This is a genomic window from Kribbella sp. NBC_00662 (assembly GCF_041430295.1).
Taxonomy (GTDB): domain Bacteria; phylum Actinomycetota; class Actinomycetes; order Propionibacteriales; family Kribbellaceae; genus Kribbella.
Map to the genome: position 1 here is coordinate 1,862,171 of NZ_CP109029.1, position 14,978 is coordinate 1,877,148.

General features: G+C 66.6%; 12 protein-coding genes. 9 read left to right on the forward strand and 3 right to left on the reverse strand.

The genetic code is table 11. The annotated features are described in order from the left end of the window. Positions 1-188: 188 nt before the first annotated feature. Positions 189-1,397, reverse strand: coding sequence for a hypothetical protein (locus tag OHA10_RS09420; protein ID WP_371405784.1), 1,209 nt, complete (start codon positions 1,395-1,397; stop codon positions 189-191). Between the two features lie 330 nt (positions 1,398-1,727). Here OHA10_RS09420 and OHA10_RS09425 point away from each other — a divergent pair, with 330 nt between their 5' ends. The 6 genes from OHA10_RS09425 (at position 1,728) to OHA10_RS09450 (ending at position 8,297) form a co-directional block, all read left to right on the forward strand. Further along, complete coding sequence (locus tag OHA10_RS09425; RefSeq protein WP_371405785.1) at positions 1,728-3,026, forward strand: sugar ABC transporter substrate-binding protein; 1,299 nt, start codon at positions 1,728-1,730, stop codon at positions 3,024-3,026. Positions 3,027-3,223: 197 nt separating this feature from the next. Next, complete coding sequence (locus OHA10_RS09430) at positions 3,224-3,889, forward strand: carbohydrate ABC transporter permease (RefSeq protein WP_371405786.1); 666 nt, start codon at positions 3,224-3,226, stop codon at positions 3,887-3,889. Further along, positions 3,886-4,698 carry a carbohydrate ABC transporter permease gene (locus OHA10_RS09435; RefSeq protein ID WP_371405787.1) on the forward strand — a complete coding sequence of 271 codons (813 nt, stop codon included), beginning with the start codon at positions 3,886-3,888 and terminating at the stop codon, positions 4,696-4,698. The genes OHA10_RS09430 and OHA10_RS09435 overlap by 4 nt, the downstream gene beginning before the upstream one ends. After that, a complete protein-coding gene (locus OHA10_RS09440; protein WP_371405788.1) occupies positions 4,695-5,324 on the forward strand; it encodes a hypothetical protein in 630 nt (209 codons plus the stop codon). The genes OHA10_RS09435 and OHA10_RS09440 overlap by 4 nt, the downstream gene beginning before the upstream one ends. Beyond that, on the forward strand, positions 5,308-7,782 hold the full coding sequence (locus OHA10_RS09445; RefSeq protein WP_371405789.1) for a GH116 family glycosyl-hydrolase: 2,475 nt from the start codon (positions 5,308-5,310) through the stop codon (positions 7,780-7,782). The genes OHA10_RS09440 and OHA10_RS09445 overlap by 17 nt, the downstream gene beginning before the upstream one ends. Positions 7,783-7,799: 17 nt before the next feature. Beyond that, positions 7,800-8,297 (forward strand): hypothetical protein, encoded by a 498-nt coding sequence (locus OHA10_RS09450; protein WP_371405790.1) that lies wholly within the window; start codon positions 7,800-7,802, stop codon positions 8,295-8,297. 54 nt (positions 8,298-8,351) lie between these two features. Here the strand turns inward: OHA10_RS09450 and OHA10_RS09455 are convergent, their stop codons facing one another. Together OHA10_RS09455 and adh are read right to left on the reverse strand one after the other, a co-directional pair. Beyond that, positions 8,352-8,729, reverse strand: a complete 378-nt coding sequence (locus OHA10_RS09455) for a DUF779 domain-containing protein (RefSeq protein WP_371405791.1) — start codon at positions 8,727-8,729, stop codon at positions 8,352-8,354. A gap of 2 nt (positions 8,730-8,731) precedes the next feature. Then, positions 8,732-10,255, reverse strand: coding sequence for an aldehyde dehydrogenase (gene adh, locus OHA10_RS09460; protein WP_371405792.1), 1,524 nt, complete (start codon positions 10,253-10,255; stop codon positions 8,732-8,734). Between the two features lie 83 nt (positions 10,256-10,338). On the opposite strand from adh, the gene OHA10_RS09465 reads away from it, so the two are divergent. The 3 genes from OHA10_RS09465 to OHA10_RS09475 all read left to right on the forward strand — a co-directional run bounded on the left by OHA10_RS09465 (position 10,339) and on the right by OHA10_RS09475 (position 14,928). Further along, complete coding sequence (locus OHA10_RS09465) at positions 10,339-11,790, forward strand: GAF domain-containing protein (protein ID WP_371405793.1); 1,452 nt, start codon at positions 10,339-10,341, stop codon at positions 11,788-11,790. A gap of 83 nt (positions 11,791-11,873) precedes the next feature. Further along, a complete protein-coding gene (locus OHA10_RS09470) occupies positions 11,874-14,054 on the forward strand; it encodes a (Fe-S)-binding protein (RefSeq protein WP_371405794.1) in 2,181 nt (726 codons plus the stop codon). Positions 14,055-14,133: 79 nt separating this feature from the next. After that, the gene (locus OHA10_RS09475; RefSeq protein ID WP_371405795.1) at positions 14,134-14,928 is read left to right on the forward strand and encodes a hypothetical protein; all 795 of its coding nucleotides are present in this window, start codon (positions 14,134-14,136) and stop codon (positions 14,926-14,928) included. Positions 14,929-14,978: the final 50 nt, after the last annotated feature.

Consider the following 14,978-nt stretch of genomic DNA (forward strand, 5'->3'; position numbering starts at 1 on the left):
AATTAGCGGGTCGCCCTCCACGACCCGTCCCGGGGGCTGACCTTAAGCCTGCGGAAGCCTCCGGGGAAGAGAAATCCCCGGAATGTCGTGGAGTCGAGGGTTGTCCTTCGTGCTCGGAACAGTACTAAAAGCGACCGGACAATGGTTGCACGCAGCCATTGTCCGGTCGCCCAGAGTGTCAAAGACGGTCAGAAAGCGCCGGCGCCATTAGGCGTTCCGAGGCCGGTCGGGCCGTCCCAACCGGTACGGGCGTTGCACCACTGGGTCGTGGGGCACGAACCGTTGCTGCCGCTGGTCACGTCGAACAGCGAGCCCGGGTGGGCGTACGGGAACGCGTTCGCGTAGCCGCTGGTGTTGCCGGACAGCGCGTAGACCGCGGCGATGATCGGAGCGGCCTCACTGGTCCCGCCGAACTGCGCCCAGGTCGACGCGGTCTTGCTCGTCGGGTAGTAGATCGCCATGCCACCCTTGCCCGGGTCGGCCGCGGCGGAGACGTCCGCCATCGCCCGCTTCGAGCAACCGGTGCTGAACGACGCCGCACCCGGCAGCGCGGTGTTGTACGTCGAGCAGCCCGAGCCCGCACCGCTCCACACGCTCTCGCTCCAGCCCCGAGAGTTGCTGGCAGCAACCAACGACGTACCGCCGACAGCCGTTGTGTACGACGAGGACGCCGGGTAGCTGCCGCCCTGGTAGCCGTCGTCACCGGTGGATGCGGTGACCGCGATCCCCGGGTGGTTGTAGTAGCTGCCGTACGTCGCGTCGCTCGCGTCCCCGCCACCGTAGCTGTTGGAGATCGCGACCACGCCAGGCTGCTTCGACGCCGTGACAACCGCGGCGCCGAGGTCGGCGAAGCTCGCCGAGTTGGCCTGAACCACGATGATCTTCGCGTCGGGCGCCGCGGCCGAGACGGCGTCGACGTCGAGCGCCTGCTCACCGGCCCAGCCGGCGTTGAAGCGCGGCAGCGACGTACCACCGGTCTGGTTGATGACCTTCAGGCAGCCGTTGGCCGTCGTACAGGCGGACAGGCCGAACTGGGAGCGGTAGACACCGAGGTCGCGCTCCAGGTTCGGGTACCCGTAGGCGTCGACGATGGCGACCGTGCGGCCGCCGGCACTGAGGCCGTTGAGCTTGTACGCGTCGCGCAGACCTGTTGGGGTCAGGCCGGTCGACGGCGGCGCGCTGGCTGCCGGTGCGAACCCGTCCGGGTTCACGAGTTTGACCGCGTCGCAGCTCGCGGTGTGCTTGGCCTTGGCGGTCGAGCACACGCGGGCGGCGTGCTTCCCTGCGGTGTAGGGGGTCGCCGCATCGGCTCCCGCTGCGGACAGTGTTTGGACGGTCAGTCCCGCGACGGCCAGTGCGCCGACGCCCAGGGCGGACACGAGAATCCGTTGCCTCAACTGGACTCCTCGAGTTGGGCAGACCTCCGCTCACGAAGCCCTGACGGCCGGGGCGGAGGCCGGCATCAATTGGGGGTCTTCGCATCGTCCGTCCGCCGGGCAACCGGATGCCAGCGATCGGAGGGCTGACAAATGTCATGGGTAAATCCATGACACCTGCCCCGATCGGACCCGAAATTCCGCGTAATCGCGGGCTTACACAGGGTGCGCGCAGCGGTGAAGGTTTCCCCCTGAGTTTCCCGGCGCCCGAGTCTTGACACGGTTTGGACGGCCGGGGCTATGCTGCCGGGAACCTTCGAGAAATCGATTTCCCTGCCTGGAGGTCCGGACATGGATCAGCCCCTGTTGAGTCGGCGAAACTTCCTCCAGGCGACAGGCGGTACGGCGCTCGCCGCCGCGCTGGCCGCCTGTGGTGGGGGCGGCGGAAGCGGCGGCGGATCGTCGTCCAAGGAGCTGTCGTTCGTCTACATGGGCACGGCCGAGCAGCAGGCGACGTGGAACAAGCTGTTCGCGAAGTTCACCGAGCAGCACCCCGAGATCAAGCTCAAGGCCGAGGGCATTCCGCTGTCCAACTGGGGCGACTTCTTCAACAAGCTCTCCACCCGGATCGCCGGCGGCCAGGTGCCGGACGTCATCCAGATCGCGACCGAGGGCCAGCGGCTGTTCGCCTCCAAGGGCCTGCTCGCGCCACTCGACGACTACATCGCCAAGGACAAGGCGACGATCGACGAGTACTACGGCGACATGGACCCGAACCTGGTCGAGTGGGACAAGAAGTACGCCTCGACCGACGGCAAGACCTATTACCTGCCGGGCGAGTTCAACACGATGTGCATGTGGTACTCCAAGGACCTGTTCGCGAAGGCCGGCGTACCGGAGCCGACGCCGAAGTGGACGTGGGACGACTTCCGGCACGCGTGTGAGCAGATCAAGGCCAAGACCGGTGCATTCGGGTACGCCGCAGGCCCGGAGTACTTCGCGGCGATCATGCCGTGGCTGCTGACGAACGGGACCAGCAGTTTCAGCGACGACTGGTCGAAGCCGACGTACGACGACCCCGGTGTGATCGAGGCCGCCGACTTCAACCGGAAGCTGGTCGCGGACAAGCTGTCGCCGCCGCCGGGTGGCACCTTCGACGCGACGACAGCGGCGGCGCAGGGCAAGCTGGCGATGTTCGGCGGCGGACGCTGGCCGATCATCAGCATCCGGAACCTGAAGGCGACCGCGAAGATGGGGATCGTGCCGTGGCCGGTGAAGGCCGGGCAGGGCTCGCCGGTCGGCTGGAACGGGTACCCGATCCTGAAGGCGTCGAAGAAGAAGGACGACGCCTGGACGTTCATCAAGTTCCTGATCTCCAAGGAAGGCTCGTCGTTCTTCGCGCAGCTCGGCGGCACGATCGTCCCGGCCCGGAAGTCGGTCGCGAACAGCCAGTCGTTCCTCGAGGACGCGCCGAAGGGGACCGAGTACCTGTACCAGGCGCTGTCCTACGCGACCCCGATCCCGTCACCGGACAAGGGCGCCGCCGTACAGAAGGCGATCGAGGACGGCTGGAAGCAGGTGCTCACCGGCAACGCCTCGCCGGCCGACGCGCTCGGCAAGGCGCAGTCCACGCTGGAGGGATTGGTCTGAAACCCCAACGCCGGGACTGGCTGCCGGGCTACCTGTTCATCAGCCCTGCCGTCCTGCTCTTCGTCGTCTTCGTCGCCCTGCCACTGGTCGCGGCGTTCGGGCTGAGCCTGTTCCACTGGGATCTGCTGAGTACGCCGGAGTTCGCCGGGCTGGACAACTTCAAGCAACTCCTCAGCGACGGCGCGACGATCCGCGCGGTGATCAACACGTTCGTGTTCGCGCTGTCGTCGGTCGTGACGCACATCGGTCTGGGCATGCTGCTTGCGCTCGGCGTGCATCGGACGATGACGCGCGGGACGAAGTACTTCGTGCGGACGGCGTACTTCTTCCCGTTCCTGGTGTCCTGGGCCGCGGTCGCGCTGGTCTGGAAGTACGTCCTGGATCCGGCCTTCGGACCGGCGAACTACTACCTTTCGACAACGACCAACTGGTTGGCGTCCCCAACGTGGGCGCTGCCTACGCTGATCGTCGTCGACTGGTGGCACACGATCGGGTACACGTTCATCATCCTGCTGGCCGGCCTGCAGACGGTGCCCGCGCAGCTGCACGAGGCCGCGCGGGTGGACGGGGCGAACGCGTGGTGGCGGTTGTGGAGTGTGACGCTGCCGGTGATGTCGCCGACGATCTTCTTCGCCACGGTGATCACGTTCATCGGCGCGTTCCAGATCTTCGACCCGATGGTGATCATGACCCAGGGCGGCCCGGACGGCGCGACCCGCAGCATCGTGCAGTACACCTACGAGAAGGGCTTCCAGTCCTTCGAGGTCGGGTACGCCGCGGCGCTGTCGCTCGTGTTGTTCCTGGTGATCATGATCGTGACCGGCCTGCAGTTCCGGCTGAGCCGACGGTGGGTGCATCAATGAAGGGCAAGCTGCTCGACCTCGTCCTGGTGCTCGGCGGGTTGTTGATGATCGCGCCGTTGGTGTGGTTGATCGTCAACGCGCTGTCGGAGCCGATCAACGCGTTCCAGTTGCCGCCGCAATGGATCCCGCGCCCGCCGACGCTGCAGAACTTCCAGCAGGTGCCGGATCTGATCCCGTTCGCGCAGATGGCGTGGAACAGTCTGCAGATCGCGGTGCTGACGACGGCCGGTGCGTTGCTGACGAGTGCGTTGGCGGCGTACGCGTTCAACCGGCTGCGGTTTCCGGGGCGCGATCAGATCTTCTCGGTGCTGCTCGCGGCGCTCGTCGTGCCGGTGCAGCTGACGGTGGTGCCGATCTTCATCATGATGCGCTGGTTGCATCTCGTGGACACGACCGTGGCGATCTGGCTCCCGGCGTTGGTGAACGTGTTCGGGATCTTCTTCCTGCGGCAGTACATCTCCTCGATCCCCCGCGAGCTGGACGAGGCGGCGATCATGGACGGCGCCGGACACTTCTGGATCCTGTTCCGGGTGATCCTGCCGTTGGCTCGGCCTGGTCTGACCGCTCTGGGGATCTTCGTGTTCGAGGCGTCGTGGAACAACTTCTTCTGGCCGTACATCTTCCTGTCGTCACCGGAGAAGATGACGCTGCCGGTCGGGTTGGTGTCACTGCAGGGTGCGATGGGCGGCGGTCCTGCGGTTGTGCTGTTTGCCGCGATCACGCTGGTCGTGCTGCCGATCCTCGTGTTGTTCTTGATCTTCCAGCGCTCCTTCATCGCCTCCATCGCGTCGACGGGCCTCCGCGCATGACCTATTTACCTGCCGCCTTCAAGGCGCTGTGGCACGAGCTCCCGTTCCTGGCTGCCGCTGGCGTCCTGGTCTGCGCGGCCTCGGGCCTCGTCGTCCTCTTCTCCCCCGGTCTGTCCCCGGTCAGCATCCTCTTGGCCGCCATCGTGGCCGGACCAGCTTGGGCAGCCGTGACCGCCACGACCGACTCCATCGTCCGCGATGATCGCGGGGGTGTGCTGCGACTGCTTCGAAACCTCAAACGTCATGCGCTAGCGGGCCTCGAGGTCGCCTGTGTGCCGGCCGTGGTGGGTGGGCTGGCGATGCTCAACTGGCAGGTCTACGCAGGCCCCGTCTTTGCGATCCCCCTGGCGGTCAGCGGTTGCGCGAGCGTTCTCGCGGTACTCGCCTCCTGCTACGCCTTCAGCCTTCGCGTCACCGCCGGGCTTCGCGGCAAGACGCTCTGGCTAGCTGCATTGCAACTAGTTGCACGTGCACCACTAGTTCCCCTCGGCGTATTGGCACTAGTTCTTGTGGCACTAGTTCTCGGCACCTCGGTAACTGCCTCACTGCTTCTGCTCGCCCCCGGTCCGGTGGCGTTGTTCGCCTCTGCTGGTACATGGACGGAGAAACATGCACTACACCGGTGACAACCTTCGACACTTCGCTCTGCCGCTCGGCGGCCTCGGCACCGGCACGGTCGCGCTGGCCGGCAACGGTGCGCTGCGCCAGTGGCAACTGCACAACATCGGCAACCACGAGGGGCACGTGCCGGACAGCTTCTTCGCACTGCGCCTCTCGCAGGTGGAGCCGCCGCTGGACGAGCTCCGGTTGCTGGAAGGCCCTCCGCTCGACCCGTCCGGCACTCCGCTGGTGACGGACGACGTCGTACCGGGCGGCGAGAGGCGACTGCAGGAGGTCATCCGGCCGATCGGTCCGACAACGGTGACGGCCACCTATCCCCAGGCCCATGTGGAGTACGCGACGGATCTGCCTGTCCAGGTGGGTCTGGACGTGTTCAACCCGCTGGTGCCGAGCGATGCAGCAGCCAGTTCGCAGCCCGTCGTCGGGTTCACGTTCACGCTGCACAACCCAGGTGAGATCGCACTGCACGGGAAGCTCGCCGGCGCGTTGCAGAACTCGGTCGGCTGGGACGGCGTCACTCCCGTCGACAGCGTCGATTGCAGCCTCTACGGCGGCAACACCAACCGCGTCCGCCGCACCCCCGGCTGGACCCACCTCGTCCTCGACAACGCCACCTTGCCTGTCGATCATCCCGGTTCCGGGCAACTGGTGCTCGCAACTGACACACCAGACTCGCTCGCCCACCCACAGTGGTCCCGCCCCGAAGAATTCGTTGCCTTCCTCAACGGTCCGATCAGAGCCGCTACCGGCGCAAGCGCACCGGGCCGCACCTGGAACGGCGGGCTCGCCGTCCCGTTCAACCTGCAGCCGGGTGAGACCAAGCAGGTTCGCTTCCTGATCGCATGGCACTTCCCGAACCGATATGTCGACTTCAACCAGTTCGGCCCGCACCCGGAGTACGGTCACAGCCGCTTCTGGCTCGGCAATGCGTACACCCGCCGTACGCCGGACGCGGTCGCCGCGGCTGAGTCCTTCATCGCCCAGTGGTCCGAGCAGGAAGCGATGACGACTGCGTGGGCTGAGGCCTTCGAGTCGAGCAGCCTGCCCGGCGAGGCCGGTTCACGGCTCGCTGCGCTGGTGGCCGACGTACGCAGCCCAACGGTGTTCCAGACCGCGGACGGCGACGTACTGGGGTTCGAGGGTGTGCTCGGCGCGTCCACGGCGATGTGGGGCGGCCGGTACGGCGGCTCTTGTCCCCTCAACTGCACACACGTGTGGAACTACGAGCAGACGCTCTCCCGCCTCTTCCCGTCGCTGGAGCGGAACATGCGGGACACGGAGTACGACGTGATGCAGGCGCCGGAGGGGTACATCCCGCACCGCGTCCGTGCACCGCTTTACATGAAGCAGCTGTGGGACGTCGTGATCGGCGGGCCGGAGGAGCCCGCGCTGGACGGGATGCTCGGCAGTGTGTTGAAGACGTACCGCGAGGTGCTCCAAGGCGCCGGTCTGGACTGGTTGGGTGGACGCTGGCCTCAGGTGGTCCGATTGCTCGACCACATCCATGAGAAGTGGCTGCGGGACGGCGTACTGCGTGGCATCCAGCCGAGCACGCACGACATCGACCTGTGCGGCGTGAACTCGTTCATGGGCACGCTCTGGTTGGCGGCGTTGCGTGCGGCCGAGGAGATGGCGCTGCTGCTCGGCGAGGAGGGTACGGCGTACCGGAAGCTGTTCGAGGCCGGCAGCAAGGCGTACGACGAGCTGCTGTTCACGGGCGAGTACTACCGGCAGATCCTCGAGCCGGACGAGACCAGGGACTTCCAGTGGGGCGATGGCTGCCTCGCGGACCAGCTGATCGGGCAGTGGTGGGCGCATCAGCTGGAACTCGGCTACATCCTCCCGGCCGACCACGTGCGGACCGCGCTGCGCAACGTAGTACGGCACAACCTGCGGATCGGGTTCCACGACTTCGACCACCCCTACCGCGTCTTTGCCGACGGCGACGACACCGGTCTACTGATGTGCACGTGGCCTCACGGCGGGCGGCCCGAGATACCCACCCGGTACTGCGACGAGGTGTGGACGGGGTCGGAGTACCAGGTCGCCGCCCACTGCCTGTACGAAAACCTCGCCGACGAAGGCATGGCGATCCTGACCGGCCTCTGGGCACGGTACGACGGCACCCGCCGCAACCCCTTCAACCCGATCGAATGCGGCGACCACTACATCCGCAACGCCGCCGGCTGGTCCGTCCTCGAAGCCCTGTCCGGCTACCACCACAACGCCGTCACCCGCTCGATCGCCTTCGCCCCACTCGACATCGCCCGCACCGACGACGCCTGGTACTTCCCCTTCACCACCAACACCGGCTGGGCCACCGCCGCTCACACAGCCAACACCCTCACGATCACCTGCCAGGCCGGCCACCTGGACCTGTCGACCATCACGGTCGACGGCACCGAGCACTCGGCCGACACCCACGTCGTTCCCGGAAAACCTTTGGTCATCCCCACAACCTGACCCCTACCGTCGAGGACATGTCCCTTGTCGACCAAGCCCAGGCACTGCAAGCCGAGGCCCAGTCCCTCTTCACCCAACTGGACCTCGGCACAGCCTTCCCCTGGCAACCGATCCTGATCGGCAGCGCCCTCTCCGGCCTGATGGTCGACCGCGATCTCGACATCATGTTCGACGCCCCCGACGCCACCGCCACCACAGTCCTAAACGGCCTGACGACCCTCACCCAGCGCGTCGATCTCCGAAATATCGACTTCTACGACGAACGCGCCGGCCGCCGCCCGACCTCAGCCATCACCGACGAACGCTTCTACGCGGTACTCCACACCGACACCTGGAAGATCGACCTGACCTTCTGGCTCCACGTCGCCGATCGCCCGCATGTGTCAGATGCACTGCGCTTGCGTGATGCTCCGGCGGACCAGCGGCTCACCATCCTGCGGTTGAAGGCCGCCGGTCCGGACCTCAGCAGTTCGGACATCTATCGCGCAGTACTTCCCGACGGGCAGGGCACCTGAGCAAAAGAAGAGTGCCGGCCGTCCGGCAACGCCACCGGACGGTCGGCACTCGCTTCAGAGGAGGCCGAGGGCGGCGGACTCCTGGTCGGTGAAGAGGCGGGAGCGGATCAGGAAGCGGATGCCCTCCGGGGCTTCCACCGAGAAGCCGCTGCCGCGGCCCTTGACCACGTCGACGGTGAGTTGGGTGTGCTTCCAGTACTCGTACTGGTTCGCGGACATCCAGAACGCGATCGGCTTGTCCAGGCCGTCGACGACCAGATCACCGAGATGCACGTCCGCCGACCCCGTTCGAAATTCCCCGTCCGGGTAGCACATCGGCGAACTGCCGTCGCAGCAACCACCGGACTGGTGGAACATCAGCGGACCGTGCATCTCGGTGAGACGACGGAGCCAGCCCGCCGCCTCGTCCGAGAGCAGTACCTTGTCGACCACGATCAGAAGAACCCGAGCTTCGACGGGCTGTAGCTGACCAGGAGGTTCTTGGTCTGCTGGTAGTGGTCGAGCATCATCTTGTGATTCTCCCGCCCGATGCCGGAGTTCTTGTAGCCGCCGAACGCCGCGTGTGCCGGGTAGGCGTGGTAGTTGTTCGTCCAGACCCGGCCGGCCTGGATCTCCCGACCGGCGCGGTACGCCGTGTTGATGTCCCGCGACCAGACGCCCGCACCCAGCCCGTAGAGCGTGTCGTTGGCGATCTTCATCGCGTCGGCGTAGTCGTCGAACCTGGTCACCGAGACGACCGGACCGAAGATCTCCTCCTGGAAGATCCGCATCTTGTTGTCGCCCTCGAAGATCGTCGGCTGGATGTAGTACCCGCCGGCCAGATCGCCTCCGAGCTCGGCCCGAGCTCCACCGGTGAGCACCTTCGCGCCCTCGGCCTGGCCGATGTCGATGTAGGCGAGGATCTTCTCGTACTGGTCGTTGCTGGCCTGCGCTCCCATCATCGTCTCGGTGTCGAGCGGGTTGCCCAGCTTGATCGCCTGCGTCCGGGCCACAGCGTCGCCGAGGAACGAGTCGTAGATCGACGACTGGATCAGCGCCCGGGACGGGCAGGTGCAGACCTCGCCCTGGTTCAGCGCGAACATCGTGAAGCCCTCGAGCGCCTTGTCGTAGAAGTCGTCCTTCGACGACGCGACGTCGGCGAAGAACACGTTCGGGCTCTTGCCGCCGAGCTCCAGCGTGACCGGGATGATGTTCTCCGAGGCGTACTGCATGATGAGGCGGCCGGTCGTGGTCTCACCAGTGAACGCGACCTTGGCAACTCTGTTGCTCGAGGCAAGCGGCTTGCCGGCCTCGACGCCGAACCCGTTGACGATGTTCAGCACCCCGGGCGGCAGCAGGTCATGGATCAGCTCGAGGAACACGTGGATCGACGCCGGCGTCTGCTCGGCCGGCTTCAGGACGACGGTGTTGCCGGCGGCCAGCGCGGGCGCCAGCTTCCAGGTCGCCATCAGGATCGGGAAGTTCCACGGGATGATCTGCGCGACCACGCCGAGCGGCTCGTGGAAGTGGTACGCGATGGTGTCGTCGTCGATCACCGACACCGACCCCTCCTGGGCCCGCAGCGCGCCGGCGAAGTACCGGAAGTGGTCGATCACCAGCGGCATGTCGGCGCCGAGCGTCTCGCGCACGGCCTTGCCGTTGTCCCAGGTCTCGGCGACCGCGAGCAGCTCGAGGTTGGCCTCGACTCGGTCGGCGATCTTGTTCAGGATGTTCGCCCGCTCGGCCGGCGACGTGCGGCCCCAGGCGGGCGCGGCACCGTGGGCGGCGTCGAGGGCGCGCTCGACGTCGTCCGCCGTACCGCGCGCGATCTCGGTGAAGTTCTCTCCGGTGACCGGAGTCGGGTTCTCGAAGTACTGACCCTTGGCCGGCGGCACCCACTCGCCGCCGATGTAGTGCTCGTAGCGTGATTTGTAAGTGATCGGGCTGCCATCCTGCCCGGGAGCTGCGAAGATCGTCATTGGTCCTCCTTGGAAACCTGACGGTGGACCGGACACTAGGCAGCTGGACGTTGCACGGACGTTGCAGCGTGGAGTGAGGCGGTATGGACCAACGGGAGCAGGCCCGTCGACTGAGCGAGATGTACGACGAGGTGCTCGGCGGCGGCCGGGTACCTGCTGCGCCGCGCCCGCTCGTCGCCGCGTCGTGGGAGCGCTCGTTGGCCGCCGCGGTCGACCCGGAGCTCGACCAGCCGCCCGTGGTCGTCGACCAGGAGATGGTCGAGACGCTGCGCGAGGACCATCCGCTCCGCGCGGTCCTCCCGGTCCTGCGGCAGACGCTGACGACGATCGCCGACGAGGCGTCGCACATCATGATCGTCACCGACGCGCAGGGCACGATCCTGTGGCGTGAGGGCTCCGCCGAGGTCAAACGCCAGGCCGACCGCATCGCCTTGTCCGAGGGCGCGGTGTGGTCCGAGGACCAGATCGGTACGAACGGCATGGGTACGGCGCTGGCGGTCGGCGAGCCCGTCCAGATCCACTCGGCCGAACATCTCGTCCGCCGGATCCACGAGTGGACCTGCGCCGCCGCGCCTGTCCACGACCCAGACACCGGCAAGCTGCTCGGCGCGGTCGACGTCTCCGGACCGCTTCGCACGGTCCACCCCGCGATGGTCGCGCTGGTCACCGCTGCGGCCCAGCTCGCCGAAGGTCAGCTGCGGGTCCGGATGGCCGCGGCCGACGAGATGCTTCGCGCGCGCAACATGCGGCACCTGATGGCGCTCGGCGACGCCCCGGGCGCCTTGCTGACCCCGACCGGCCGCGTTCTCGCGGTACAGCCGCTCGAATGGCTGCCGGACCGCCTTGTCGTCCCCGACGGCGCCGATCGGATCGACCTCGGCGACGGCCGCGAGGGTCTCGTCGAGCGACTCGACGAGGGCTACCTGCTCCACATGCCCGGTACGCCGCTACGCCGTACGCGACCGTCGCTCCAGCTCAAGCTGCTCGGCTCGGGGCAACCGACCGCGATCGTCGGCGGCCGCGAGATCGCGCTCACGCTGCGGCGGGCCGAAGTACTCGCACTGTTGTTACTGCACCCGTCAGGTCTCACCGCGGAGCAGCTGATGCTCCAGCTGTACGGCGACGAGGGCAACCCCACGACCGTCCGCGCGGAGATGCACCGACTGCGCAATCTGCTCGGCGGGGGCGTACTCGACACCAAGCCGTACCGGATCATCGCCGATGTCACCGGCGACGTCACCCAGGTCCAGGCCGCGCTGCGGCAAGGAAACCTGCAGACCGCCATCAACCTGTACTCCGGTCCGCTCCTCGCCCGCTCCGACGCCCCGGCCCTCCGAGCCGAACGCGACGAACTCGACGCCACCATCCGCCGCGCCGCCCTCGACGCGCGCAGTCCCGACATCCTGTGGCAGTTCGCGCAGACGTCCACCGGCGCCGAGGATCTGGAGATCTTCGAGTCCCTCGCGGCAGTACTCCCGACCGGCGATCCCCGCCACGCCGCGGTCGCCGCCCGGCTGGCCAGACTGGTCGACTGAGCGGAACGTGACACGAAACACGCGGGCGTGATGATGACCGCAAGCACATGACTGACGGGTAACCAACCAATAACATCGCTGGTATGCAGATCCTCGCCATCGTCGTCTCGCTCGCGGTGACGCTTGTCGCCGTAGCACTGTTCGGCAAGACGATCGGGCACATCGTGTCCGTCATCAAGCTCGGACAGCCGGCCGGCCGGACCGACAACCCGGGCAAGCGGACCGTCACCCTGGCCAAGGAGACCCTCGGCCACACCCGGATGCTGCAGTGGAGTCACATCGGGGTGATGCACTGGTTCGTCGCGTTCGGGTTCATCGGGCTGTTCCTGACCCTGGTGACGGCGTTCGGCCAGCTGTTCGACCCGCACTGGGCGTTGCCGATCATCGGGCACTGGTTCGTGTTCGAGTGGGTCAGCGAGGCCCTCACCTGGACCGGTCTGCTCTCCATCATCGGCCTGATCGTCTACCGGTTGATGCACCTGCCGAAGGGCGACAACCCGCGCTCGTCGCGGTTCTACGGGTCGACGGCCTGGCAGGCGTACTACGTCGAGTACACGATCCTCGGCGTACTGGTCTGCATCCTGTTGCTCCGTGGCCTCGAGTACCAGCTCGGCGCAGTGTCCAATTCTGGGGGAAACAAGTTCCACTTCCCGACGACGTTCTTCATCGGCTCCGGACTGTTCGGCGGGCTGAGCGAGCACGGACTGGAGAACGCGGTCTACCTGGTCGCGATGATCAAGATCCTGATCTCGTTCGCGTGGATGATCACGATCTCGCTGAACGCGACGATGGGCGTGGCCTGGCACCGGTTCACCGCCTGGCCGAACATCTGGTTCAAGCGCAAGGCCGATGGCGGTACGGCGCTGGGCGCGCTGCAGCCGATCATGGTCAACGGTGCACCGATCGACTTCGAGAACATCGACGAGCTCGACGAGGACGCGGCGCTCGGCGTCGGCAAGGTCGAGGACTTCACCTGGAAGGGCCTGCTCGACTTCACCACCTGCACCGAGTGCGGTCGGTGCCAGTCGCAGTGCCCGGCCTGGAACACCGACAAGCCGTTGTCGCCGAAGCTGATCATGATGGGCCTGCGGGACCACGCGTACGCCAAAGCGCCGTACCTCCTGGCGAGCGACGACGACACGCGCAAGTCGCTGCCGGAGCTGGTGCTCGCCGAGCAGGACAAGCCGTTGGTCGGTCCCGCGGATGTCGCGGTCATCGACGAGGACGCGCTGTGGGCCTGTACGTCGTGCGGCGCCTGCGTGCAGCAGTGCCCGGTCGACATCGAGCACGTCGACGCGATCATGGACATGCGCCGGTACCAGGTGCTGATCGAGTCGTCGTTCCCGTCCGAGCTCAACGGGCTGTTCAAGGGCCTGGAGAACAAGGGCAACCCGTGGAACATGAACCCGTCCGGACGGATGGACTGGGCCAAGGACCTGCCGTTCGAGGTCAAGCAGGTCGGGACGGACGTCGAATCGCTGGACGAGGTCGAGTACCTGTTCTGGGTCGGCTGCGCCGGCGCGTTCGAGGACCGCGCGAAGAAGACCACGCAGGCGGTGGCGGAGTTGCTGAACATCGCGGGCGTGACCTTCGCCGTACTCGGTGACGGCGAGACCTGCACCGGTGATCCGGCGCGGCGCTCGGGCAACGAGTTCGTGTTCCAGCAGCTCGCGATGCAGAACGCCGAGGTCTTCAAGGAGACCAAGGTCCGCAAGGTCGTGTCGACCTGCGCGCACTGCTTCAACACGTTGAAGAACGAGTACTCGCAGCTCGGCGTCGAGCTCGACGTCATCCACCACACGCAGTTGCTGAACCGCCTGGTCCGCGACGGCAAGCTGACCCCGGTCGCGCCGGCGGACAGCTCGCTCAACGGCCAGACGATCACGTACCACGACCCGTGCTACCTCGGCCGCCACAACCAGGTGTACGACGCCCCGCGTGAGCTGCTCGACATCATCCCGGGCGCGCAGTACGCCGAGATGCCGCGCAACCAGACCAAGTCGTTCTGCTGCGGCGCGGGCGGTGCGCGGATGTGGATGGAGGAGAAGCTCGGCACCCGCATCAACTTGAACCGGACCACCGAGGCGGTCGAGACCGGCGCCGACAAGATCGCCACCGGCTGCCCGTTCTGCCGGGTGATGCTGTCCGACGGCCTCACCGCCAAGCAGGCCGACGGCTCCGCGCGCGAGTCCGTCGAGGTGCAGGACGTCGCCCAGTTGCTGCTCGCTTCCGTACAGCGTGGTCAGGTGTCGGGCGGCGAGTAACTGCAACTAGCTGCAAACCCCTTCCTCCCCAGGTGGTCCAGACCATAAGATCCCTCGTCTGCATCATCTGGGGAGGGACATGAAGCTGCACACCGCGGTGGCCACCGTTGCCGCCGTACCACTGGTTCTCGGCCTCGCCGCCTGCGGCAACGGCGACCCGAAAGCCACCGGCTACCGCCCGTCGGTCCCGGCCGAGACACCGACCGCGATCGTCACCAAGACCGCGGCGCCGATCGTCAAGGCGCCGGCCGCGCGCTTGAACCGCGTCACCTTCGTCCCGGCGATGAAGGCCGCGCTGACCAAGCAGAAGTCGTGGCACATCGTCGGCAAGGTGACGGCCAACGGCAGCACGCTGATGACGATGGACGGCTTCCAGACCGCCAAGCCGGACGCGCTGTCGATGGTGATGGCCGGCGCGGCCTTTGAGGGCAAGACCGCCAAGATCGTCGCGATCAAGAACGTCGCGTACATGTCGTTCCCCGGGCTGACCCCGGCCGGAAAGTTCGTGAAGCTCACCGGGGCGAAAACCGGTGACGTCGGCGAACTGCTCGAGAGCGGCGACCCGACGAAGATCTTCGACTCGTTCGGCTCCAGCCTGGGCAGCGTGAAGTACGTCGGCCCCGAGACCGTCGACGGCCAGCAGCTCGAGCGCTACGACATCAGCGTCAGCACCGCCAAGGCGCTCGCCCTGCAGGGCAAGAAGCTACCGGCCGGCGCCCCGAAGTCGATGACGTACTCGCTCTGGATGGACAGCTCGCACCTGGTCCGGCGGATGTCGTTCGACCTGGTCGGTGTGTCGATGCTGATGACGATGACCGACTACAACAAGCCCGTACACATCACCGCACCGCCGGCGAGCAAGATCGTCAAGTAAGGCCGGATTCGGTCAGATCTCACCCGATTGTGTGAACTTCTCGTAATCTC